General features: G+C 40.9%; 26 protein-coding genes. 14 read left to right on the forward strand and 12 right to left on the reverse strand.

Annotated features, from left to right (window positions below):
- The 3 genes from MB09_RS02750 to rpsA all read right to left on the reverse strand — a co-directional run.
- Positions 1 to 243: transposase (locus MB09_RS02750; protein WP_045079364.1), on the reverse strand; the 243-nt coding region annotated here is incomplete at its 3' end.
- Between the two features lie 117 nt (positions 244 to 360).
- Positions 361 to 900 carry a bifunctional pyr operon transcriptional regulator/uracil phosphoribosyltransferase PyrR gene (gene pyrR, locus MB09_RS02755; RefSeq protein WP_045079365.1) on the reverse strand — a complete coding sequence of 180 codons (540 nt, stop codon included), beginning with the start codon at positions 898 to 900 and terminating at the stop codon, positions 361 to 363.
- Between the two features lie 141 nt (positions 901 to 1041).
- Positions 1042 to 2895, reverse strand: coding sequence for a 30S ribosomal protein S1 (gene rpsA, locus MB09_RS02760; protein ID WP_045079366.1), 1854 nt, complete (start codon positions 2893 to 2895; stop codon positions 1042 to 1044).
- A 291-nt stretch (positions 2896 to 3186) separates the two neighbouring features.
- Here rpsA and MB09_RS15385 point away from each other — a divergent pair, with 291 nt between their 5' ends.
- Positions 3187 to 3873, forward strand: coding sequence for a DUF4377 domain-containing protein (locus MB09_RS15385; RefSeq protein WP_131459800.1), 687 nt, complete (start codon positions 3187 to 3189; stop codon positions 3871 to 3873).
- A gap of 6 nt (positions 3874 to 3879) precedes the next feature.
- On the opposite strand, the gene MB09_RS02770 is transcribed toward MB09_RS15385, so the two are convergent.
- From MB09_RS02770 to MB09_RS02780, 3 genes are read right to left on the reverse strand one after another with little or no spacing between them, the layout of a single operon-like run.
- A complete protein-coding gene (locus MB09_RS02770; RefSeq protein ID WP_045079367.1) occupies positions 3880 to 6573 on the reverse strand; it encodes a DNA gyrase/topoisomerase IV subunit A in 2694 nt (897 codons plus the stop codon).
- 52 nt (positions 6574 to 6625) lie between these two features.
- Positions 6626 to 7069, reverse strand: a complete 444-nt coding sequence (locus MB09_RS02775; protein WP_045079368.1) for a hypothetical protein — start codon at positions 7067 to 7069, stop codon at positions 6626 to 6628.
- Positions 7070 to 7123: 54 nt separating this feature from the next.
- Entirely contained in the window at positions 7124 to 8974 is a 1851-nt protein-coding gene (locus tag MB09_RS02780; RefSeq protein WP_045079369.1) for a DNA topoisomerase IV subunit B, read from the reverse strand.
- A gap of 202 nt (positions 8975 to 9176) precedes the next feature.
- Here MB09_RS02780 and MB09_RS02785 point away from each other — a divergent pair, with 202 nt between their 5' ends.
- The 3 genes from MB09_RS02785 (at position 9177) to MB09_RS02795 (ending at position 11478) form a co-directional block, all read left to right on the forward strand.
- Positions 9177 to 10097: a DnaJ C-terminal domain-containing protein gene (locus MB09_RS02785; RefSeq protein ID WP_045079370.1), complete on the forward strand. Its 921-nt coding sequence runs from the start codon at positions 9177 to 9179 to the stop codon at positions 10095 to 10097.
- Positions 10097 to 10387, forward strand: coding sequence for a chaperone modulator CbpM (locus tag MB09_RS02790; protein ID WP_045079371.1), 291 nt, complete (start codon positions 10097 to 10099; stop codon positions 10385 to 10387). Before MB09_RS02785 ends, MB09_RS02790 begins: the two co-directional genes overlap by 1 nt.
- Before the next feature lie 86 nt (positions 10388 to 10473).
- Positions 10474 to 11478: a phosphatase PAP2 family protein gene (locus MB09_RS02795; protein WP_045079372.1), complete on the forward strand. Its 1005-nt coding sequence runs from the start codon at positions 10474 to 10476 to the stop codon at positions 11476 to 11478.
- A gap of 97 nt (positions 11479 to 11575) precedes the next feature.
- On the opposite strand, the gene ychF is transcribed toward MB09_RS02795, so the two are convergent.
- A complete protein-coding gene (ychF, locus tag MB09_RS02800) occupies positions 11576 to 12670 on the reverse strand; it encodes a redox-regulated ATPase YchF (protein ID WP_045079373.1) in 1095 nt (364 codons plus the stop codon).
- Positions 12671 to 12838: 168 nt separating this feature from the next.
- Between ychF and MB09_RS02805 the strand changes: the two genes are divergently transcribed.
- Entirely contained in the window at positions 12839 to 13312 is a 474-nt protein-coding gene (locus tag MB09_RS02805) for a hypothetical protein (RefSeq protein WP_045079374.1), read from the forward strand.
- Positions 13313 to 13358: 46 nt separating this feature from the next.
- Here the strand turns inward: MB09_RS02805 and MB09_RS16330 are convergent, their stop codons facing one another.
- Both MB09_RS16330 and MB09_RS16335 read right to left on the reverse strand, forming a co-directional pair.
- Positions 13359 to 13709 (reverse strand): alpha/beta hydrolase family protein, encoded by a 351-nt coding sequence (locus tag MB09_RS16330; protein WP_240484795.1) that lies wholly within the window; start codon positions 13707 to 13709, stop codon positions 13359 to 13361.
- Positions 13710 to 13753: 44 nt separating this feature from the next.
- On the reverse strand, positions 13754 to 14062 hold the full coding sequence (locus MB09_RS16335) for an alpha/beta hydrolase family protein (protein WP_240484796.1): 309 nt from the start codon (positions 14060 to 14062) through the stop codon (positions 13754 to 13756).
- Between the two features lie 377 nt (positions 14063 to 14439).
- Between MB09_RS16335 and MB09_RS02815 the strand changes: the two genes are divergently transcribed.
- Entirely contained in the window at positions 14440 to 14976 is a 537-nt protein-coding gene (locus tag MB09_RS02815; RefSeq protein WP_045079375.1) for a hypothetical protein, read from the forward strand.
- Between the two features lie 83 nt (positions 14977 to 15059).
- Here the strand turns inward: MB09_RS02815 and MB09_RS02820 are convergent, their stop codons facing one another.
- Positions 15060 to 15410 (reverse strand): 4Fe-4S dicluster domain-containing protein, encoded by a 351-nt coding sequence (locus MB09_RS02820; RefSeq protein WP_045079376.1) that lies wholly within the window; start codon positions 15408 to 15410, stop codon positions 15060 to 15062.
- A gap of 62 nt (positions 15411 to 15472) precedes the next feature.
- On the opposite strand from MB09_RS02820, the gene MB09_RS02825 reads away from it, so the two are divergent.
- The 7 genes from MB09_RS02825 to MB09_RS02855 all read left to right on the forward strand — a co-directional run bounded on the left by MB09_RS02825 (position 15473) and on the right by MB09_RS02855 (position 22128).
- Positions 15473 to 16498 carry an acyl-CoA reductase gene (locus tag MB09_RS02825; RefSeq protein WP_045079377.1) on the forward strand — a complete coding sequence of 342 codons (1026 nt, stop codon included), beginning with the start codon at positions 15473 to 15475 and terminating at the stop codon, positions 16496 to 16498.
- Positions 16499 to 16566: 68 nt separating this feature from the next.
- Positions 16567 to 17634, forward strand: a complete 1068-nt coding sequence (serC, locus tag MB09_RS02830) for a 3-phosphoserine/phosphohydroxythreonine transaminase (RefSeq protein ID WP_045079378.1) — start codon at positions 16567 to 16569, stop codon at positions 17632 to 17634.
- A 59-nt stretch (positions 17635 to 17693) separates the two neighbouring features.
- Positions 17694 to 18647 (forward strand): D-2-hydroxyacid dehydrogenase, encoded by a 954-nt coding sequence (locus tag MB09_RS02835; RefSeq protein WP_045079379.1) that lies wholly within the window; start codon positions 17694 to 17696, stop codon positions 18645 to 18647.
- Between the two features lie 166 nt (positions 18648 to 18813).
- Positions 18814 to 19236, forward strand: coding sequence for a DUF6146 family protein (locus MB09_RS02840; RefSeq protein ID WP_045079380.1), 423 nt, complete (start codon positions 18814 to 18816; stop codon positions 19234 to 19236).
- Positions 19233 to 19535 (forward strand): DUF6787 family protein, encoded by a 303-nt coding sequence (locus tag MB09_RS02845; protein WP_045079381.1) that lies wholly within the window; start codon positions 19233 to 19235, stop codon positions 19533 to 19535. The genes MB09_RS02840 and MB09_RS02845 overlap by 4 nt, the downstream gene beginning before the upstream one ends.
- A complete protein-coding gene (locus MB09_RS02850; protein ID WP_045079382.1) occupies positions 19532 to 19861 on the forward strand; it encodes a hypothetical protein in 330 nt (109 codons plus the stop codon). The genes MB09_RS02845 and MB09_RS02850 overlap by 4 nt, the downstream gene beginning before the upstream one ends.
- 53 nt (positions 19862 to 19914) lie before the next feature.
- A complete protein-coding gene (locus MB09_RS02855; protein WP_045079383.1) occupies positions 19915 to 22128 on the forward strand; it encodes a TonB-dependent receptor in 2214 nt (737 codons plus the stop codon).
- Between the two features lie 30 nt (positions 22129 to 22158).
- Here the strand turns inward: MB09_RS02855 and MB09_RS16555 are convergent, their stop codons facing one another.
- Both MB09_RS16555 and folE read right to left on the reverse strand, forming a co-directional pair.
- Positions 22159 to 22332 (reverse strand): hypothetical protein, encoded by a 174-nt coding sequence (locus MB09_RS16555; protein ID WP_317619468.1) that lies wholly within the window; start codon positions 22330 to 22332, stop codon positions 22159 to 22161.
- A gap of 171 nt (positions 22333 to 22503) precedes the next feature.
- Positions 22504 to 23103 carry a GTP cyclohydrolase I FolE gene (gene folE, locus MB09_RS02865; RefSeq protein WP_045079384.1) on the reverse strand — a complete coding sequence of 200 codons (600 nt, stop codon included), beginning with the start codon at positions 23101 to 23103 and terminating at the stop codon, positions 22504 to 22506.
- A gap of 120 nt (positions 23104 to 23223) precedes the next feature.
- Between folE and MB09_RS02870 the strand changes: the two genes are divergently transcribed.
- On the forward strand, positions 23224 to 23883 hold the full coding sequence (locus MB09_RS02870; protein ID WP_045079385.1) for an ABC transporter ATP-binding protein: 660 nt from the start codon (positions 23224 to 23226) through the stop codon (positions 23881 to 23883).
- Positions 23884 to 23896: the final 13 nt, after the last annotated feature.

Consider the following 23896-nt stretch of genomic DNA (forward strand, 5'->3'; position numbering starts at 1 on the left):
CTGTATTTTTCGGGTATCGCTCATTAGTTCTACAACTTGTTTTACGCCTCGTTTGCGGTTGTGCGAGTATTTATCGAGCCATTTGTATACTGCCGTAGTGGAAACTTCATATTCCCTGCTGACCTCCAGGACGGTAGAAACGTTCTTCTCAATCTCTCTTACTTTTTTGCGCTTAAAGCTCTCGCTAAAATAACGATTTACACGCTGGGACGATTTATTGCTAAAATCTTCTACTTTCGCCATAATAATAAGTTGGTTTAAACTCCGTAAAACGGTCAACTTATTTCAGTACCCGACAAAACACTACTATTCTAATTATGTTTTCGTTTTCAAATTCTTTTCCGGCGTTGCCCTTCGGGGTTAGCGGGCTACTAAATATACAGCGTCTTCCCCATCATTCTCCTTCCAGCACACTTTTACTTTTTCACCGTTGATAGCATCTACCTGTCTTCCACGATAATCGGGTTGTATTGGCAAATGTCGGCTAAAACGGCGGTCTATCAATGTCAACAATTCTATTTCCAAAGGTCTTCCGAAAGATTGTACCGCGGTCAATGCCGAACGAATGCTTCTTCCGGTGAAAAGTACGTCGTCAACAAAGACCACGTTTTTGTCCTCAACTATAAAATCTATTTTGGTTTTGTTGGCTTCCAGCGGTTTTTCCCCTCTTCGGAAATCGTCGCGGAAAAAGGTGATGTCCAAATATCCAAGCTTGATGTTCTTGATTTTGTATTCGGTTTCTAGGAGGGTTTTTAACCTTTCGGCTAAAAAAACGCCCCGTGGCTGTATGCCGATAAGTACTGTTTTGGAAAAATCGTCGTGTTTTTCGATCAATTGGCAAGCCAAACGGTTAAGCGCAATGTTTATCTCGGTTGCGTTCAGTAACACTTTTTGGCTCATAGGAAGTTCTGAATTGTATTCAGGAAGCAAAAATACATTTTTTTTGGCTTTTTAAAGTGAAGTATTTGAAATTGATTAAATCCCGAAAATAAAAAAGCCTTTCGTTACCGAAAGGCTCTTCATTATTTATAAATGCAACGATTATTTTTTACCGTCCATTTTGTCTTTAAGCTCTTGTAATTTTGCGTTAGCATCACCAAGGGTTGGTTTTGCTTCTGCTTCAGCTGCTTCTTGTTTTCTCACAGCTTCTTTTACAATTTTAGCTTCTTCTTCTTTGTGGATAGCCATGTGTGAAGCAACCACTTTCTTGAATTCTTTGTTGAATTCAATAATTTGGAATTCTGCTTCATCACCTTTCTTCAACATAGAACCATCTTCTTTTTCAAGGTGACGGCCTGGTACGAAAGCTACGATATCATCGTTGAATTTTACGGTTGCCCCTTTGTCAACTACCTCATCAATAGTGGCAGTGTGCTTAGATCCAACAGTAAATTCGTCTTCGTATTTATCCCAAGGATTTTCTTCAGTTTGTTTGTGACCTAAACTAAGTTTACGGCCTTCAACATCCAATTCCAATACAACCACTTCTAGTTCATCACCAATATTGGTAAACTCACTTGGGTGCTTGATTTTCTTGGTCCAAGAAAGATCGCTAATGTAGATAAGACCGTCAATACCTTCTTCAAGTTCAACAAAAACACCGAAATTGGTGAAGTTGCGAACAATACCCTTGTGGCGTGAACCAACTGGGTATTTTTTAGTAATATCGGTCCATGGATCTGGCGTCATTTGCTTGATACCAAGGCTCATTTTGCGCTCTTCCTTATCCATTGTAAGGATTACCGCTTCCACCTCATCACCAACATTTACGAAATCCTGAGCGCTGCGCAAGTGCGTGCTCCAAGACATTTCGCTAACGTGGATAAGACCTTCAACACCTTCAGCAACTTCGATAAACGCACCGTAGTCTGCAATAACAACTACTTTACCTTTTACTTTGTCACCAACTTTCAACTCTTCTCCAAGCGCTTCCCATGGGTGAGGGTTCAATTGCTTAAGACCTAATTGGATACGTGTTTTATCTTCATCAAAATCAAGAATTACAACGTTCAATTTCTGATCAAGTTCAACGATCTCGTTCGGGTGGTTGATGCGTGACCAAGAAAGGTCTGTAATGTGAACAAGTCCATCAACACCACCAAGATCAACAAATACTCCGTAAGAAGTGATGTTTTTAACAACACCTTCAAGTACCTGACCTTTTTCAAGTTGGCCGATGATTTCTTTTTTCTGCTCTTCAATATCCGCTTCAATAAGCGCTTTGTGAGAAACAACAACGTTTTTGAATTCGTGGTTGATCTTAACCACTTTGAATTCCATAGTTTTACCAACGTAAACGTCGTAGTCACGGATTGGTTTAACGTCAATTTGCGAACCTGGCAAGAAAGCCTCGATACCGAAAACATCTACAATCATACCACCTTTTGTGCGGCATTTTACGTACCCGTTTACGATAGTACCTTCGTCGTGGGCAGCGTTTACACGGTCCCAAGCCTTAATGGTTCTAGCTTTACGGTGGCTAAGAATTAACTGACCTGTGCTGTCCTCACGAACGTCGATCAATACTTCTACCTTGTCACCAACTTTTAAATCTGGATTGTAACGGAATTCGTTCAACGAAACAACACCTTCACTCTTCGCGTTAATGTCGATGATTGCGTCACGATCTGTGATGTAAACCACTTTTCCTTCCACAACCTCGTCGTCAAGGGTGTCAACAAAATTCTCTGCTACCAGTTTTTCGAATTCCTCAAGCTTACCATCGTCGATTGGGTCAATTCCCTCTTCGTAGTTGTGCCAGTTGAATTCCTTTAGAAATTTTTCAGGATTGCTTTCCTTTAGGGAAACTTCCTTTTGAGGTTTTGTAGTTTCCTCGGTTTGTGCTACGGCAGTATCTTCTACCTGCACTTCTTCTTTGTTTGCTTTATCAGCCATTTGTTTGTAAAATTGATTTTTGGGATTTCCGCCTTCGCGGAAATTAAAAAACCAATGCTTTGTATTCTGCGCTGTTACAAGATTTTACTGCGACTATCCCACAGAAGGGTTTGTTTTATTCTGTTTCAATTCCTCTTATTCTTGTCTCGTCGCTAAGAGGGGCGCAAAAATACTATTTCTCTTTTGATTTTCAAAACTTTAAATAAATTGTTCTTTAAAGTTTTCATAAATTTATTTTGACTCATACTCATCTATTTAACTTTGTTTATTCAAATTGAAACAAAACTACTTATGAAATTTCTACTTACCTTTTTTATTTCGGCCATAGCATTGAGCACTTGCGAGAATAAGTCCTCAGAAAAAAATGCGGAAACAATCCTGTTTGTGAACAGTTCCAAAGTAGAGTGCACGGGCGTTGGCAAGATGCAATGCCTGCAAACTCAAGAGTCTGAAACCTTAAAACCAAACGATTGGAAAAATTTCTACGGAAATATTGAAGGATTTGAATACGAGCCCGGCTACATTTATAAACTTTCCGTGAAAAAGGAAAAGCTGGACCCAGCTACTGTGCCTGCCGATGCTTCAACTTTGAAATATTCCTTGGTAAAAGTGATTGAAAAAAACAGAGATGAAAAAATGCGTCTCCACGATATTTGGGCATTAAAGGCAATTAATGGCGAGGCTATTGACCGTGATAATTTTCAAAAACAACCAGTTTTGGAAATTCATTTAAACGAAATGAAAATCTTCGGAAACGATGGCTGCAACACTATGTTTGGCGCAATTCAGGAATTGGATGATCAAAACATAAACTTCGGAGCGATGGTCGGCACCAAAATGGCCTGCCCAAATATGGCCCTTTCCTCAGAATATACTGCTGCACTTGGGAAAGCAAAAACCTATAAACTCGATGGTTTGCAGCTTTTCTTTTATGATGCTGAAGGCAATGAAGTTTTGAAATTTCAAAAAGTAGATTAGGCAGTTTTAAAATAAAAGCCCCTGTCCGCCTTCATCTATTTTTGAATCGTTATCATCTGCGGGCTCATTCTTATCCGAATCGTTTGCGTTTTTTATATCTTCCTCATTTGAAGCCATATCCTCCTCGTCCACAACATCAATTTCCTCGGGCTCTACAGGTGCTGGCGGCTCGTAAGGCAGCGGTTCCATCGTATTGATTTCCAAAACTTTTTCCTTTGTAAGCTGGTTGCCCATCGCGCCGATTCCTTTTATTGAAATGAATTCCTCAAGATTTAATTCCATATTCTCCTCGCGCTCCTGCCCTCTTTTTTTGGCGAAGACCACTTCGGCCATCGGGCGGTAATCGGTAAATATTTTTTCCAAATATGAATTAGGATGATCGGTAATAATGGTTTCTTCCTTGTCCGGATTTTCAATTAAAAAGCGCTTCACGTAAAACAATTCTTTTTCGCCTTCCCAATAAATGGCGCTCAACGGTTTTTTTGGATCCCACTTTTCAAGAATTATCATATCGTCATCAAAACGAAGCTGAATATCGGGGATTACCGTTTTAACAACCCCGCTCTGTTTAACAATCAGCAACCTATCCTCCTTTCTGAACTCGCCCAAAAGTTCGCCGCGTTCGTCCACATTCAATCGCTGTACCGAATCGTCAAACCATATTTTACGCGGCTTTAGCGTTGAAAGGCCTTTCTCTTTCAACTCAATTTTTTTGATTGAATATTTGGTGACAATATTTCCTTTGGAATTTCTTCCCTTCACCAGCTGATCGGCAAAATCCAAATCGAATTTCAGCTTTTTGATACTTCCACTTTGGCGCAGATAAATGGTTACAACTTCTGCCTCGCCATTTGGATTGGCCGTAAAATAAAGCACTTTGGAACCTTTGGTTCCGTTGGTCATATCGTATTCCTTGTCGCGGGTGATGGAGGTTACGGCAAAGCGCTTCACATAATTTGCACCGCGGGCACCGTCGCGGTAAATCATATTGTAAATAGTGCGTTTGTCCTTCTTTTTGAAAACCGCCACGTGGATTATATTTTTTCCCACAAAAGTTTTGGCGTCAACCTTTGTGACCATCATTGTGCCGTCCTCGGTGAAAACGATAATGTCGTCAATATCGCTGCAGTCGGTAACGTATTCATCGCGCTTTAAGCTGGTGCCCACAAAACCTTCCTCGCGGTTTACGTAGAGTTTTGTGTTTCTGATTACCACCTTTGTGGCCTCAATATCATCAAAAGTCCTGATTTCGGTTTTGCGCTCTTTTCCAGCGCCATAATCCTTTTTCAGCCTTTTGAAATAATCTATGGCATACTCAATCAAATGTGCTAAGTGATGCTTTATTTGAGCGATGCTATCTTCCAATGCCTCAATCTTTTGCTGCGCTTTATCAATATCGAATTTTGAAATTCTTTTGATTCGAATTTCTGTCAAACGCACAATATCCTCTTCGGTTACGGCGCGCTTCAAATGCTGAATATGCGGCTGCAGCCCTTTATCAATTGCGGCAATTACACCCTCCCAAGTTTCCTCTTCCTCTATATCGCGATAGATTCTGTTTTCAATGAAAATTCTTTCAAGCGAAGCAAAATGCCACTGCTCCTCCAATTCATCCAATTGTATTTCAAGTTCGCTTTTCAGCAGTTCCACAGTGCGGTCGGTACTTACGCGAAGCATTTCCGAAACCCCGACGAACAACGGTCGGTTATCTTCAATTACACAGCCCAAAGGCGAAATAGATGTTTCGCAAGCGGTAAAGGCATAAAGGGCATCAATGGTTTTATCGGGCGAAATGCCGCTGGGCAAATGGATCTGGATTTCCACTTCGGCAGCGGTGTTGTCCTCTATCTTTTTGATTTTTATTTTTCCTTTGTCATTCGCTTTCAGAATAGTGTCAATCAGCGATGATGTGTTGGTGCCAAAGGGAATTTCAGTAATTACAAGCGTATTTTTGTCCAGTTGGTTAATGCGCGCTCGACTGCGAATTTTTCCACCGCGCATCCCATCGTTGTAATCGGCAACATCCATCAATCCACCCGTTGGGAAATCTGGATAGATCGTAAACTTTTTGCCCTGCAAATGCTTGATGGAGGCATCAATAAGTTCAATAAAATTATGCGGAAAAATTTTTGTGGAAAGGCCCACGGCAATTCCCTCTCCGCCTTGGTTCAACAGCAACGGAAATTTAACCGGAAGGTTGATTGGCTCTTTTCTACGTCCGTCGTACGAAGCTTGCCAGCGGGTAACTTTTGGATTGTAAACCACATCCAAAGCAAACTTTGAAAGCCGCGCCTCAATATAACGCGAAGCTGCGGCACTATCGCCCGTTAAAATATTTCCCCAGTTTCCCTGGGTGTCGATGAGCAAATCTTTTTGCCCAATCTGCACCATCGCGTCGGCAATACTCGCGTCCCCGTGGGGGTGGTACTGCATGGTATGCCCAACGATGTTCGCGACCTTGTTGTATCGCCCATCGTCCAAATCTTTCATGGACTGCATAATACGGCGCTGCACGGGCTTAAAACCGTCCTCAATGGCAGGCACGGCACGCTCTAGGATTACGTAGCTGGCGTAATCCAAAAACCAGTCGCGGTACATGCCGGTAACCTTTTTTATGGTGTCGCCGGAGGTATCGTCGTTTATGCCCAGATAGTCGGGGCCTGTTTGTTCTTCTTCGTTATTGTTGAGTTCGTCACTCATTCTTTAAGTTCAAAGTTTCAAGTTTCAAGTTCCAGCTTTGGAATTCTTTTAGTTATTTTTGAATTATATATGAATAAGAATCATTGTCAAATTGCATTGCTATTCCATTTACATAAAAAGCTTCAACAGACAAAAAGTCAAAACATTCACCTTCTATATTTTTTAATTCGAGATTTAAAATATCAGTTTCTTCATTATTTAGCTTCAACTGATAGTCTTTTCCGGATTCAATTTCTGGATAATAAAGAGTTATATATGTCTCTTCATTATCATCATTAAATATCAGATTAATTATTTGACTACCTCTAGTTAAAGATATTTCTGAAGGTTTGTAGATATTATTTTCACCAATCAATGAATTCCCTTCGTTATCCAAAATTCTAATATTAAAAGCGGGTTCAGCAGGGATAATTGCTTCACAATTGTCATTTTTATCACAAGAGAATAAAACAAAAAAAGTAATAATTCCAAAAAATAATAAATGTGATTTTTTCATAATCTGAAGATTTTAAGCTATAATAATATTACGATTTGAAATTTACAAAAAGAATCACTCCTCCACCCTATCAAGCTCCACCTTCAAATTATCAATAATAAACTCCTGCCGGTCCGGGGTGTTTTTTCCCATATAAAAAGAAAGCAGTTCCTCAATACTCATCGATTTATCGAGCATCACAGGATCCAACCGAATGTCGTTGCCAATAAAATGCACAAATTCGTCCGGCGAAATTTCACCCAAACCTTTAAAGCGGGTGATTTCCGGTTTTGGTTTTAGCTTTTCTATTGCGGCTACCCGTTCCTCTTCGGAATAGCAATAAATGGTTTCCTTTTTATTTCTTACTCGGAAAAGCGGCGTTTGCAAAATGTACAAATGCCCTTCCTTTATTAATTCAGGAAAAAATTGGAGGAAAAACGTAATGAGCAACAATCGAATGTGCATTCCGTCCACATCGGCGTCTGTGGCAATTACGATGTTGTTGTACCGCAAATCCTCCATCGAATCCTCAATGTTTAGCGCAGCTTGCAACAGGTTGAATTCCTCGTTTTCATACACAATTTTTTTGGTCATTCCGTAGGTGTTCAGCGGTTTCCCACGCAGTGAAAAAACGGCCTGTGTATTTACATCACGGCTTTTGGTGATGCTTCCGCTCGCGGAATCTCCCTCGGTGATAAACAGCGTAGATTCCAGATTGCGTTCGTTTTTCACGTCGCCCAAATGCACCCGGCAATCGCGCAGTTTTTTATTGTGAAGGCTGGCTTTTTTCGCACGGTCCTTCGCCAATTTTCGGATACCGCTCAACTCCTTTCGCTCGCGTTCGGCCTGTACTATTTTGCGTTGAATGGCGTCAGCCGTCTCGGGATTTTTATGCAGGTAATTGTCGAGCTGGGTTTTTACGAAATCGTTTATAAACGTCCGCACCGTTGGCAGATCACCGCCCATATCGGTTGAGCCGAGCTTGGTTTTTGTCTGGCTTTCAAAAACCGGCTCCATTACTTTGATGCTGATTGCCGAAACGATGGATTTCCGCACATCGCTGGCATCGTAGTTTTTGTTGTAAAATTCGCGCACGGTTTTTACCAAAGCTTCGCGGAAGGCCGCCAAATGCGTTCCGCCCTGGGTTGTGTTCTGTCCGTTTACAAAACTGTGGTATTCCTCGCTATATTGGGTCTTGCTGTGGGTAAGTGCTATTTCAATATCATCGCCGCGCAGGTGGATTATCGGGTACGCGCTGTCTTCTTCGGAAATGGTCTCCATCAAAAGATCTTTCAATCCATTTTCCGAATAAAACTTTTCGCCGTTAAAGTCTATCGTCAGTCCCGGGTTGAGATAGACGTAGTTTTTCAGCATTTTTTGAACGTATTCCGTGCGATACTTGAAGTTTTTGAAAATGCTTTCGTCGGGAATAAAAACCACTTTGGTTCCTTTTCGCTTGGTGGTTTCCTCAACAGCAACATCATTGGTCAATTCGCCCAGGGAAAATTCCGCGGCCTTCATTTGGTTATCGCGAACGGATTCCACTTTAAAAAACGCCGAAAGCGCATTCACGGCTTTGGTACCAACCCCGTTCAAACCAACGGATTTCTTAAAGGCACGGCTGTCGTACTTTCCGCCCGTGTTCATTTTTGAAACCACGTCGATCACTTTCCCCAATGGAATGCCACGACCGTAATCGCGCACTTTTACTTCTTTATCTTTTATTCGAACCTCGATGGTCTTTCCAGCGCCCATGACAAATTCATCGATACAGTTATCGATTACCTCTTTCAGAAGAATATAGATACCGTCATCGGGCGAGGAACCGTCACCCAGCTTCCCGATGTACATCCCCGGGCGCATGCGGATATGTTCCTTCCAGTCGAGCGAGCGTATGTTGTCTTCGGTATATTGTGTTTCGGCCATAAGTTTTGGTGTAGGGTTGCTAATATAAATATACGGGAGCACTTGTGAAACCAATACCTCGGAAAGTAATTAACAATAAAACGGGTGATATTGTTAGTAATTATTTTTCGAGTTGAATTACTAAATATTTGCAAAGAAATCCGCTTTCCATTGATTGGTTGTAATTCTTTTTATAATTTCATCACACAAACTAGAGAACTCAATGGAATTTATAGATTATTACAAAATTCTTGGACTGGACAAAAGCGCTACAGCTTCAGAAATAAAGAAAGCATATAGAAAACTTGCACGCAAATATCATCCGGATTTAAATCCAAATGACGCTTCGGCACAGCAAAAATTTCAACAAATAAACGAAGCGCACGAAGTTTTGATTGACCCTGAAAAGCGTAAAAAATACGACCAGTATGGCAAGGATTGGCAGCACGCCGATGCCTTTGAAGAAGCCAAACGGAAACAAGGTTCGCAAGGTTTCGGCGGTGGTTTTGGCGGGCAGCGAACGTATTCGGGCGGCGCACAAGGTTTTGATGAAAGCCAGTTTTCAGACTTTTTTGAATCGATGTTTGGCGGCAGCGGTTTCAGCAGTGGTGCTGGACGCAGACAGACTGCACAATTTAAAGGGCAGGATTTGAACGCAACGCTGCGGCTTAATCTGACTGATATTCTGAAAAGCCAGAAACAAACCATCAGTCTTGGGGAGAAGAAAATCCGGCTAACCATTCCCGCAGGCGTTGAGGGCGGGCAGACCATCAAGATAAAGGGCTACGGCGGCGAAGGGATGAACGGCGGCCCCAAAGGCGATCTGTACATTACTTTTGAAATTTTCAACAATACGGCTTTTAAACGCGTGGGCAACGATCTTTATAAAACCGAAAACATCAGTCTCTACAAGGCTATTTTGGGCGGCGATATTACTATTGATACCTTGGATGGAGCCGTAAAATTGAAAGTGAAGCCCGAAACCCAAAACGACACCAAAGTGAAACTGAAAGGCAAAGGACTTCCCAAATACAAAAAAGAAGACCAGCACGGCGATCTATATATAACTTATAAAATTGATTTGCCCACAAACCTTTCAGAAAAGGAAAAGGAATTATTTAACGAACTTTCAAAATTGAGATAATGGCACGGGAGAAATATATATTGGTAAGTCATTTTTGCAAACAGACGCAAATAGAGATTTCCTTTGTGGAAAATCTGCAGGAATACGGCTTGGTGACTTTTGAGGAAAAGGAAAACCAACTTTTTATGGACGAAAAGGATATTTCTGAAATAGAAAAAATGTTTCGCCTCCATAACGATCTGGGAATTAATTTTGAAGGACTGGACGCTCTTAACCAGCTACTGAAACGTATGCGAAAGATGGAAAAGGAAATGGATCTGCTTCAGAAAAGACTGCGATTGTATGAATGAGCATTTCCAAAAAGAACGGTAAATTCTAATTAATGAAATGTTAAATGAAATTTCTGGAAAAACCCAATCCCATATCTTTATCCTCTATGAGAAAAACAACCATCCTATTCGCATTGTTGGTGCAAGTAAGCATCTTCGCACAGCAGACCAATTTTAATTCAACCAATTCTTTCAACAACCAAACAGTATCTTTAAATGATCAGGAAACAGATTCTGATGATTTGAATACTGACGACCAAAATTCGCAAAACACATCTTCAGTACTTAATTTTAACCCAAACGAGAAGACTGTTTTTGAAACCCAAAGGAGTAATTCACCATATGAATGGAAATGGGTTCGCGATGGAATTTGGACGGGTGCTGCACTTGGAACTAGCGCCTATGGTTTGATACTTATAAAAAACAAAGACGATTTGTCCTTGGCAGAGCGGGAAAAGTTTTTAAATGAAGAAAGCCTTCAAAAAGAAATTGATAAAATAAATTTCCTGGATCAATGGGTTGCCGGAAAACATAACGAAGACGCAAATGCAATTAGCGACATTCCTTTTGCACTTTCCTTTGCAGCACCTTTTGCATTTTTATTTGACGATGAAATTAACGACCACACGGGACAATACGTGGGACTTTATATAGAAAGTTTGGCTACCACCGCAGCTATCTATACTATCACGGCCGGATTGGTAAATAGAAGCCGTCCGTACGTTTATGACAATAGTGGAGATACCTCTGAAGATAGACGTTTTAAGAATAACGGCCAACGTTCCTTTTATTCAGGCCACGTAGCGGCAACCGCGACGGCCACGTTTTTTGCCGCAAAAGCTTATAGCGATTTCAATCCTGATGCAAGCGGAAAAGTTTGGATTTGGACGGGTGCCGCCGTTCTGCCGGCATCGGTTGGGGTTTTACGGATGGAAGCCGGGCAGCACTTTTTAACCGATGTACTTTTAGGCTACGTTCTGGGAGCCGGAACCGGTATTTTAGTACCCGAATTGCACAAAAAGAAAATGGAAAATATAGATATATACCCAAGCTCCGGAACCAGTTTTAATGGTGACAGCTATAACGGGATGGCTTTTAGGTATACTTTTTAGATTTGAGACTTGAGATGTGAGACGTGAGACGTAAGATATGAGACGTGAGAGATGAGACCTAAAATCTAAAATCTCACGTCTAACATCTCATATCTATTTACACATTGAATCGGAAGTGCATTACATCGCCATCCTTCACAATGTATTCCTTTCCTTCTACGCCCATTTTACCAGCTTCTTTTACTTTCGCTTCGCTTCCGTAGGTTACGTAGTCGTCATACTTAATCACTTCGGCACGAATGAATCCTTTCTCAAAATCGGTATGGATCACTCCTGCGGCTTGTGGTGCCGTAGCGCCCACTGGAATAGTCCAAGCCCTTACTTCCTTTACACCCGCAGTAAAATAGGTTTGAAGGTTTAATAGTTTATAAGCGCTGCGAATCAATTTTGCGGAACCCGCTTCGTCCAGACCCAAATCTTCCAAAAACATTTGGCGCTCGTCAAATGTTTCCAATTCTGTAATATCGGCCTCTGTGCCAACCGCCAGTACCAAAACCTCAGCGTTTTCATTCTTCACGGCTTCCTTTACCTTTTCAACATAAGCATTTCCTGTGGCAGCGGAACCTTCGTCCACATTACATACGTACATTACCGGTTTATCGGTGATGAATTGCGCATTTTCAATAAATTCTTCTCTTTCGCTTTCCGTTAAATCTATAGCGCGGACAGAGATTCCGGCCTCCAGCCCTGCCTTTACTTTCAGCAAAGCAGCTTCTTCTTTTTGGGCATCCTTGTTTCCTGTACGGGCTGCACGTTTCACTTTTTCGAGTTTTTTATCAACCGTTTCCAAATCCTTCAATTGAAGTTCAATATCAATGGTTTCCTTATCGCGGATCGGATTTACGCTTCCGTCCACGTGAACTATATTGTCATTGTCAAAACAGCGCAAAACGTGCAGAATGGCATCAGTTTCGCGAATGTTGCTCAAAAACTGGTTGCCGAGGCCCTCTCCCTTGCTTGCTCCTTTTACGAGACCTGCAATATCAACAATTTCAACCGTGGCGGGCAATACGCGTTCCGGTTTCACCAATTCTTCCAATTTCAGCAAGCGCTTATCGGGTACATTTACAACGCCCACATTTGGTTCAATAGTACAAAATGGAAAGTTTGCGCTCTGCGCTTTTGCATTGGACAAACAATTAAAAAGTGTTGATTTACCTACGTTTGGCAATCCTACAATACCTGCTTTCATTTGATCTTAGTTTTGAAGGGTGCAAATATACATCTTCACAAGAGACTTTCAATACTTGGTATTAAATGCTTTTTGCTAAAAGTTTGGGTTTTATTTCACTTATAATTTACAAGAACTTAACGTTCGTCAGGTTAGATTTACATTCTAAACCTTAAAGAACCAATTATTATGAAAAAAGTAATTTTAAGTTTGACCCTTGCCGTTTTTACCATAACGGGAATTCTTGCGCAGGAAAACAAAGATGTACAATCCACAACTACCGTGAAAAAAGTTACCCAAAAAGGAACTGACGTAAAGACGAAAGTTATTGCGGAAACTGAAACGGATAAGGAAATACTAAAAGTGGAGGGTAATGAAAAACAGGATCAGGCAGCTGATGTCATCAAGAAGAAAGATATCGATTCCAAAGTAGTTGCTGACGACGTTTCCATTGACGCCGCAAACCAACAGCAGATGATGGCGATAAAGCAACGACAAGAGGCAGAGCTTGCCCAAAAAATTGCCGCACAGAAAGCAGAGGCTGCAGCCCAAGCTGAAAGAGAAAGACAAGCAAAATCATTAGAACGACAAAAAGAACTGGAAGCTCGGAGAGCCGCACTTACAAATCGTCCCGAAGGAATGGCAAAATTGAAAAAGGATTAATACCCCATAATTTTTATAAAAAAGTCCGCCCTCGAGGCGGATTTTTTTATAGTTTCTTTCCCAGCGAATTTTTATATTTTTCACTGTCAACCAAGTCATTATGGCTGCCGCCCGGAATAGTTATGAGCTCCAACCGTCCCTTTGGATTAATTTTTGACAACATTTCACTATTCTCATATTTCACTACAAAATCATCGCTACCGTGAAAAATAGTAATTGGACAAGCAACTTCTTTTAAAAACTTATATGTTGGAAAATGATATTTCAGAAACCAACTCACTGGATAGATAGGAAATCGGCTGCCTGCCACTTGGTCCAAACTATAAAAGGGAGCTTCCAAAAACAAATGCCCTGGTGTGTTTTGGGAGGCTACATAGGTTGCAAAAGTTGTTCCCAAAGATCGGCCATACACTACAATTTCATTTTCCGGATACCGCTTTTTCAGAAAATCGTAAAAAAGCTGTGCATCGGCATATATAAGGCTTTTTCGCTGAGCTTTCCTGTGCTTTTTCCATAAGTTCTATAATCCATAACCAATACGTCATAATTCAGATTAACGAAGTTCTGCACCACATTTCCCCAGCTGGAAAGCTCCCCAGCATTTCCGTGGAAATACAGCACTAAGCCTTTAGGGTTTTTAACTTTGAAATGAAGCGCATTTAACACGGCGCCATCATCCGTTTTTAAAAATAGCTCATCAAAATTTGCCCTAAACGAATAGGCATAATCTTCCGGCAGCGTCTCTGGCATAAAAATCATTTTCTCCTGCAATAGAAATAGCGCAAAAAAGATTACAAGATATAGTGCGATTACTGTTAAAAAATCTTCTTTAGTGTTCGAGTCATTACTAATAGACAGTTTCAAAAATCAAATTCCTGTGAGGAACTTTTAAACTATAATATGTGAACCTTTTGGATAGGGCTCAAATTTATTCAAATTACAAGATGTTGCCGTGTTTTAATAGGAAATATTTTAAATGTGAACATACTATTGATATCCACAATTTTAAGCACTTTTAAACGCTACAAACTTTGAAAGTTTATGAAATGATTACCAGTGATTTATAAATTTTTAACATCTCCCTTCTTTATATTTGGAATTAACAAACAAAATAAAATTCAACCATTATGAAAAACGTATTGATGATTTTGGCGCTGGCAGCATTTACAACCGGCGTTGCACAAGTAGATAAGAACAAGAACAAGAAAACTGAAACGGTAGTTACAAAAACAACCGTACAGGACAATACGGGAACCGATGTGGCCACAAAAGCCGTGAGCAGAACCCAAAAGCAAGTAATTGCCCTGGATGAAAGCGATGCTAACCAAACTAACCAAAGCGTAGTCATGAAGCCTATGGTTGTGGATACCGATGTTACTTATAGCTATGACGGTAACCGCTTCAAGTTTTTGAGCCAAAAGGACGAAAATGGCTATCGTTTAATGACCATAAAAGATAACGCAACAAATGAACAATACGCCGTTATCAAGCCTACTTCACAAAATGGATATTATATTATGTCGCAAGACGGAAAATCCTCTTTTGGATATTTTAACGCAGACGGCAATTTTGTAGTAGAACGCTATGATCCAAAAACAGACGCTATCACTTCAGAAATATATAGACTGAATATGAAAAGTGATTTGACTAAAGATAAGATGTAAACTAAAAATTAACTATCCCCACAATAGAAAACCGCCTCTCAAATTTAGGTTTGAGAGGCGGTTTTTTGATGTCGCTACTTCGATTATTTCTTATGCATAAAGTTCTGCTTCGCTAAAAGCTCCTCCTCAGACTCCACGTGGTCCTCATCGGGAACGCAGCAGTCCACAGGACATACGGCGGCACATTGAGGCTCATCGTGAAAGCCTTTGCACTCGGTACATTTATCTGGTACAATAAAATATATTTCGTCACTAATAGGCTCCTGCGCCTCGTTTGCATCAACTTCCTTTCCATTGGGCAGCACTACTTTGCCTTCCAAATCGGTTCCGTCGGCATAGCGCCAATCATCAGCTCCTTCATAGATTGCGGTGTTGGGGCATTCCGGCTCGCAAGCACCGCAGTTTATACATTCATCGGTTATTATAATGGCCATGGGATATTCTTTTTCTAACTTTGCGCAAATTTAAGCCCTATTGGGGGAACTCCAAAATAAGTATGCAATTAAAACAAAGAATTAACGCTTTTGTTGAATTGGGGGCATTTCTGAAGCAGATTGCATCGGAAAATCCGACTTCCGAAGCCAAAGAAATTTTCCAAAGAGCCGAAGCTGAGAACGGATGGTTCACGCAGGAAAATATCCAATTCGCGCTAAAAAGTTGGGGCGACGCGCTTTCCGAAGAAAATTTAGAGCAATGGATTTCCAATTATGAAATAAAAGCGATAAATCCGAAGTGCGTTGCCTTAATAATGGCGGGCAACGTTCCCTTAGTTGGATTTCACGATTTTCTCTCCGTTTTGGTTACGGGCAACAAAGTGCAGGCGAAACTTTCTTCAAATGATAAAACCTTGCTTCCGTTTTTGGCCGAGCATTTAATTTCCGTGGCTCCAGAATTCAAAGAGTACATTGCATTTACGGAAGGCAGGTTACAGAATTTTGATGCGGTCATTGCAACCGGAAGCAATAATACCGCGCGCTATTTTGAATTCTACTTTGGAAAATATCCGCACATAATCCGCAAAAACAGAAATTCGGTTGCAGTGCTAACCGGGGATGAAACTCAAAAAGAACTCACCGCATTGGCAGATGATATTTTTAGATATTTCGGTCTCGGGTGCCGCAATGTGTCAAAAATTTATATTCCGGAAAATTATGATTTTGAAGGCTTTTTTAAGGCAATGTTCAGTTGGAAGGAAATTATCCATAACCATAAATACATCAACAATTACGATTATAACAAAGCGGTCTATTTGATGGATAGCTTCCCCTTATTGGACAATGAGTTTATGTTGCTGAAAGAAGATTCGGGCTTCTCCTCTCCTATTTCAGTTGTTTTCTACGAAAAATACGATTCAATGGAACATCTTAAAAAGGAATTGCAAACCCAGTCGGAAAATATACAATGCATAGTTTCAAATACAGGTCTTCCCAATGAAATCCCTTTCGGGAAGGCGCAGGCCCCTGCGTTGTGGGATTATGCCGATGGGGTAGATACGGTTGATTTTTTGTTGAAACTTCCTTGATAAAAAAATTATAAATCCCACATTTTTAGTAGGGTAATTCACATCTTTGCATTATAAATTTTCATATCATGAAAAAACATAATTTTAGCGCAGGTCCCTGCATTTTACCGCAATCAGTCCTGCAGCAGTCTGCGGAAGCGGTTTTAAATTTCAACAATTCAAACCTTTCCCTGATTGAAATCTCCCATCGTAGCAAGGATTTTGTCGCGGTAATGGAAAACGCCCGCAACCTGGCCCTGGAACATTTGGGACTTCAAAATAAAGGTTATCAAGCCTTGTTTTTACAAGGCGGAGCAAGTCTTCAGTTTTTAATGGCGGCCTACAATCTTTTGGAAAAAAAAGCTGCTTACCTAAACACGGGCACTTGGAGCGATAAGGCCATAAAAGAGGCAAAGTTGCTGGGCGAGGTTGTGGAAGTAGCAACTTCAAAAAGTGAAAATTTTAACTTTATTCCAAAAAACTATACCATTCCTAAGGATGCAGATTATTTCCACTGCACGAGTAACAATACTATTTTTGGAACGCAGATGCGCACTTTCCCAGAAACTGAAATCCCCATGGTTTGCGATATGAGCAGCGACATCTTTTCGCGCCAGCTCGATTTTTCCAAATTCAGTTTAATCTATGCCGGCGCCCAAAAAAATATGGGTCCCGCAGGCACAACCCTCGTGGTTATAAAGGAAGATATTCTTGGGAAAGTATCGCGCGCCATTCCTTCTATGCTCAGTTATAAAGTACATATAGACAAAGAAAGTATGTTCAATACGCCGGCGGTCTTTTCAGTTTATGTGTCTATGCTTACTTTGGAATGGCTGAAAGAAAAGGGTGGAATTACTGCTATTGAAAAAGTAAACAACCAAAAAGCGGAACTTCTTTACAGTGAAATTGATAGAAATCCTTTGTTTGAAGGCTTTGTTGCCGAAAAAGAAGACCGTTCAAAAATGAATGCCACCTTCAACCTAAAGAATGATAAATTGAAGGCAACCTTTGACGAACATTTAAAACAAGCCGGAATAAACGGACTGAACGGCCATCGCAGCGTTGGGGGCTATCGCGCCTCTATGTATAACGCATTGCCTTTGGAAAGCGTCCAGATTTTGGTGGATGTAATGCAGGCAATTGAAAAAGGGGCGTAATGCGCTTAAATATAAATAAGAAACAACTTAATAAAACAATAATCTAGGAACCTATTTTCATGAAAGTATTAGCAAACGATGGAATTTCACAAAGCGGAATCGATATATTAAAAGATGCGGGGTTTGAAGTATTGACCGTACACGTGGCGCAGGAACAACTTCAAAATTATATCAACGAGCACAAAATTGAAGTGCTTTTGGTGCGAAGTGCCACCAAGGTTCGGAAAGATATTATTGACAGCTGCCCATCCCTAAAAATTATAGGCCGCGGCGGCGTGGGTATGGACAATATAGACGTGGAATACGCCCGTGAGAATGGAATTGAGGTAATCAATACTCCTGCCGCCTCCTCAGAATCGGTGGCTGAGTTGGTATTTGCGCATTTGTTCGGCGGGGTTCGTTTTTTGCACGATTCAAACCGCAATATGCCGTTGGAAGGCGACACGAGATTTAAAGAGCTGAAGAAAAGCTATGGTGCGGGTCGCGAGCTGCGCGGCAAAACTTTGGGAATCATCGGGTTCGGAAGAATTGGCCGGCAAGTAGCGAAAATAGCCTTAGGCTGCGGAATGAAAGTGATTGCCAGCGACCACGAGGTAGGCGAAGCAGATATAACCCTAACCTTTTATGACGGGCAGACCATCACCCTAAAAATTAAAACCGCGCCAATCGACAAATTGATAAAACACAGCGATTTTATAAGTCTCCACGTGCCTTCGCAATCGGGATATTTAATAGGCAAGGAAGAAATTTCAAAAATGAAGGACAACGTAGGTATCGTGAACGCAGCCCGCGGAGGGGTTCTTGACGAAAACGCGTTGCTGGAAGCTATTGAGGATGGAAAGGTTTCGTTTGCGGCACTCGATGTTTTTGAAAATGAACCCACCCCTTCCATAAAAGTATTGATGCACGATAAAATTTCGCTGACCCCGCATATAGGTGCCGCTACAGAAGAGGCGCAGGACCGGATTGGTGTAGAGTTGGCAAATCAAATTATATCAATTTTAGTAAAATAACCTTCAGACTTTATTTTTCTAAAATTTTGTAAAAAAAGTGAATTTGATAATTCTCATAAAAAAACATAATTACCGTCATTCAAAAAATGGCGGTATTTTTTTAAATGAAAGTTAAACCTTTCGCCCTTCATATTCTATTTTGTTAACTTTGCAAAAATCTACCGTTATGAAGAATTTTCTGCTTATTGCAATACTTTCATTTCTGATTTTTAGTTGCGGAACGGGCAATAAGTCCTTTTCTGGTTCGTCCCAGGACGCAACCACGAAAAATGATACGGTACGCATTGCAAATGATAGTCTTGAATATGAAATTATTATTGTGGAGCCCGGTTTCCAATCGTGGTTAGTTTCACAGCCACCTCGTGGATTTTATGGTCAGGCAACCCTGGAGGGCAAAAACCGCCAATTTGTGGCGGAATACAACAACCGTGTTTTACAACCCAATAGGTTTTCCAGAAATTTATATGCCGAACAGATAAATTACGACCCAACCATAGATTACGGTTATGAAGTAAATTATCTTCTTTACAACTACTTCCTATATTTTCAGGAGAAATACAATCAAAAATTTATAGCCGGAAGAAATTGAAAAAGCTCAAAGAACGTTGGAATATTGAAACCAACGGCCAATTGTTTATCATATTTTTAGTGTTTGCCATTACCGGAAGTTCCGCGGCCAAACTGGCAGCCCCACTCACAGATTTTTTCAATATAACCAAGGAAATGGGCTGGTATATTTATTGGCCGTTTCGCATTTTGATTATTCTGCCTATCTATAAAGTACTTTTGGTGTTCTTTGGATGGGTATTCGGCGAATTTCACTTTTTCTGGAATTTTGCAAAAAAAATGCTTCGCAGTATGGGCCTCGGATTTTTAATAAAGAAATGATTATCCAAAAATCAAAAATATCGCAAGTTTTGGTTGCCACGATATTCTCGTTGGCGCTGCTGTTTCCTGCTGCAGTTCAATTTGCGCATACTTTTGAGGGGCACGAGCATAAGGCCTGTACCGATATTTCCACTCATCTTCACGAAAAGCAATTGGATTGTTCCATTTGTGATTTTCACTTTTCAATATTCAATTTTACTCCTTTGGAAGGGGTTGAATTTACTGTATTTCACAGTTTTCAGAATATTGAAAGTTTTTATTTCACTTCCCTTTCAAAGTTAAAGCCTGCACAAAATTTTCTAAGAGGCCCACCGATGATTTCTTGATTTTTTAGCATTTCATTTTATCAAAATTTCACATTTATTTAATTCAAGAAAGCATGAAAAATTTACTATGCTTGCTTGCGGTATTCTCTGTTATTACCACGGCAAGCTCACAAAACACCCTAACGGGAAAAATAATTTCAAAAAATACAAACGAGCCCGTACCTGCAACAATCTATATTCCACAACTTGAAAAAGGAACCGTTGCGGATTTTGATGGAAATTATACCCTCAACAATTTGCCCGACGGATTGTATAGCGTTGTTTTTTCCTCATTGGGCTTCGCAACCGTTTCAAAAAAAATCAATTTTTCAAATGAAACGAGTCTTACGGAAAACATCGAAATGCAGGAAACGGCCGTTGAAATGGAAGAGGTCATAGTTTCTACGCCATTCCATAAACTCCAGAGCGACAATGTTATGAAAGTGGAACGCATCTCTACAGAAAAACTGAACGCTTCTGGGGCCGTTACACTGGCGGACGGCATAAAAAACATTGCCGGTGTCGATATAATTAGCACGGGCACAGGCATCGGCAAGCCTGTTATTCGTGGCCTGAGCTCCAATAGGGTCTTGACCTATGCGCAAGGCGTACGCGTGGAAAATCAACAATTTGGCGACGAACACGGCCTGGGAATAAACGAGGCCGGAGTGGAAAGCGTGGAAGTGATTAAAGGCCCTGCATCCCTACTTTACGGAAGCGATGCACTGGGTGGAGTACTTTATTTGAATCCCGAAAAATTTGCACTTTCCGGGGAAACCCACGGCGATTTGAGCAGTACATATTTCTCAAATACTTTGGGAACCGCTACGAATCTTGGTATTAAAACCTCGGGGCAAAAGTTAAAGTTCTTGGCGCGGGGAACCTATGCTGCGTTCAGCGATTACGAAACGGGGGCAGATTACCGCGTAAGCAATTCGCGCTTCAATGAAAAGGATTTCAAGACCGGCCTGCAATTTTCCGGCACCAAATTTAAGTCCACACTTCGGTATAACTACAATCGCTCCAATATTGGCATTCCTGAGGAAATTGGCGAGCAAACGCAATCAAAGGATTTAGAATTACCCTTTCAGGAAATTGACAACCATATTTTAAGTTTTGACAATACTTTGTTTTTCAATAACTCCAGTTTAGATGTAAAGGCAGGTTATTTGTTCAATGACAGGCGGGAATTTGAAGATGATACGGATGTAGCGGCGCTTCGGCTTAAGCTGAACACCTTAAATTATGATGTGAAATATCACCTGCCTCAATTTGGCAATTTTGAGACTATCATCGGCGTACAAGGAATGTTCCAAAAGAATAAAAACGAAGGTGAGGAAATTTTAATTCCCGATGCCAAAACCACTGATGTCGGAATTTTAGCAACATCACATTACCATTTGGAAAAGGTAGATTTTCAAGCGGGAATTCGCTTTGACTCAAGAAAAATTGATAGTGAAGCCGCAAGAAATGCCGTGGATGAAGATTTTATTCCGGCACTCAATGAAACCTTTACCAGTTTTACGGCCGCTTTGGGAGCCAAGTTGGATTTGGTCGAAAATTTTTCGGCACGTATCAATCTCGCCAGCGGATTTAGGGCGCCAAACTTGGCGGAACTTACGTCAAACGGCGTTCACGAAGGAACAAACCGCTATGAACGCGGAAATGCGGATTTAACGAACGAACAGAATTTCCAGACCGATGTTGCCCTAGAGTATAGAAATGAGCATATTGAATTTTTCGCAAACGGTTTTTACAATGCCGTCAATAACTACATTTTTCTATCGCCTACCAATGAGACTCTTGACGATACGCAGGTATTTCATTATTTACAGGACAATGCCTCGCTGTATGGTGGCGAACTGGGTTTTCACCTTCACCCCCACCCGCTGGATTGGCTCCATTTGGAAAGCAGTTTTGAAACGGTTACGGGCAAGCTGGATAATGAAGATTATTTGCCATTGATTCCCGCGAATTCACTTCGGAATACTTTCCGTGTAGAAATAAATGACGGAAAAACCCGAAAAGCCACTTCGGCATTTATCACGCTTGAAAACACTTTTGACCAAAAAAATATCAGCAATTTTGAAACAAGAACGGGCGGATATTCCCTACTGAGCGCAGGAGTTGAAAGCAGTTTTAAACTTCAAAAAGTGTTGTTTAAAATAGGTCTGAATGGAACAAATCTTACAAACAAACAATATATTTCACATTTGTCGCGGTTTAAACCCGAGGGTATTTTCAATATTGGCAGAAGTATAAACGTAAATTTAAAAGTTGAAATCTAAAAACCAAAAAGCCCCGAGTTGGGGCTTTTTTTATTCGTTTACGCGAACTTCAATAGTTTGCGGTGTCGGCTGTTTCTTCCAGACAAACGTATAGAGCCACATAAGTGTAAAAGTGGGGATAACGTCGGTAATGGGAAGGATCTCTTCCAAGAAAACAAGTACCGAGGCTACTTTTCCTTCGGGGCCTTTATACATTTCTCTCATCTTTTGGGAGGCTACGGGTGCCCACAGTAAATCTAGGAACGGTCCGACAAGTGGTATTACCATGGTGGACATACCGATTAAATCGTAAAGGATACCTTTTCTGAGTAATTTATATTTTTCGTTTTTCATGAATGGTTTTTTCATTTAATGAACAAAAAACATTCCAAAAATTTAACCCAAATCGCTACTGATCAATTTTAAAAATTCACTTCGCGTTTCAATGGCTTCAAACTGGCCGCGAAATCCCGAAGTAGTGGTAACGCTGTTCTGTTTTTGAACGCCGCGCATCATCATACACATATGCGAGGCCTCAATGACCACCGCCACTCCCTTTGGTTTTAGCGTATTATTGATACATTCCAAAATATCGTGCGTTAACCGTTCCTGAACCTGCAATCTGCGCGCAAAAACGTCCACAACACGTGGAATTTTACTGAGCCCGACAATATGACCATCGGGAATATAGGCAATATGCGCTTTCCCGAAGAAAGGTAAGATGTGGTGCTCACAGAGGGAATATAGCTCAATATCCTTAATAATAACCATATCGTGATAGGCTTCGGCAAACATGGCACTTTTTAAAATTTCGGCAGGATCCTGGCAATTACCGGAGGTTAAAAACTGAATGGCCTTTGCGGCGCGTTCGGGAGTTTTTAAAATTCCCTCCCGGGAAACATCCTCACCTATGGTACCGAGAATTTGGCTGTAATTTTCAATTAAACTGTCGGTTACGGGCTGTTCGTATTCCTCAAAATATTTATATGACGACATCTATTTTTGTTTAAGAATTTACCGTCAAAGATAAACACATAAATTGATAGAAAAACAATATTTTTCATCGGATTGTATTATAGCACTATAAATAGTACTTTCACGCTTTAAAATTTTGCTATGATAGAAGCCCAGAATATCCATAAATATTACGACCAACTCCACGTCTTGAAAGGGGTTGACCTTCATATCAAAAAAGGTGAAATTGTTTCAATAGTCGGCGCTTCGGGTGCTGGAAAAACAACATTACTGCAGATTTTGGGAACCTTGGATGCCTTTGACAAGTCGAAAAGTAAATTAGTTATAAACGGAATAAATATCGGTTCCCTTTCGGGGAAAAAATTGGCCCAGTTCCGAAATGAAAACTTAGGATTTATTTTTCAGTTCCATCAGTTGCTTCCGGAGTTTACTGCCCTTGAAAACGTTTGTATCCCCGCATTCATAAAAAACACCCCCAAAGCCGAAGCCACCAAAAGAGCAAAGGAACTCTTGGCCTTCCTTGGGCTTTCGCACCGCGAAGACCACAAACCCAACGAACTTTCGGGCGGCGAGCAACAACGCGTTGCAGTGGCACGGGCTTTAATAAACAATCCATCCATCATTCTTGCCGATGAGCCCAGCGGAAACCTTGATACCGAAAGCGCCGAAAACCTGCACAATCTATTTTTTAAATTGCGGGATGAGTTTGGGCAAACCTTCGTCATTGTTACGCACAACGAGGAGCTTGCAAATATGGCCGACCGGAAATTGGTAATGCAGGATGGGGTAATTGTGAAATAAATTCCAAAAGACA

It is taken from the genome of Aequorivita vladivostokensis (genome assembly GCF_000952855.1).
Taxonomy (GTDB): Bacteria; Bacteroidota; Bacteroidia; order Flavobacteriales; family Flavobacteriaceae; genus Aequorivita; species Aequorivita vladivostokensis.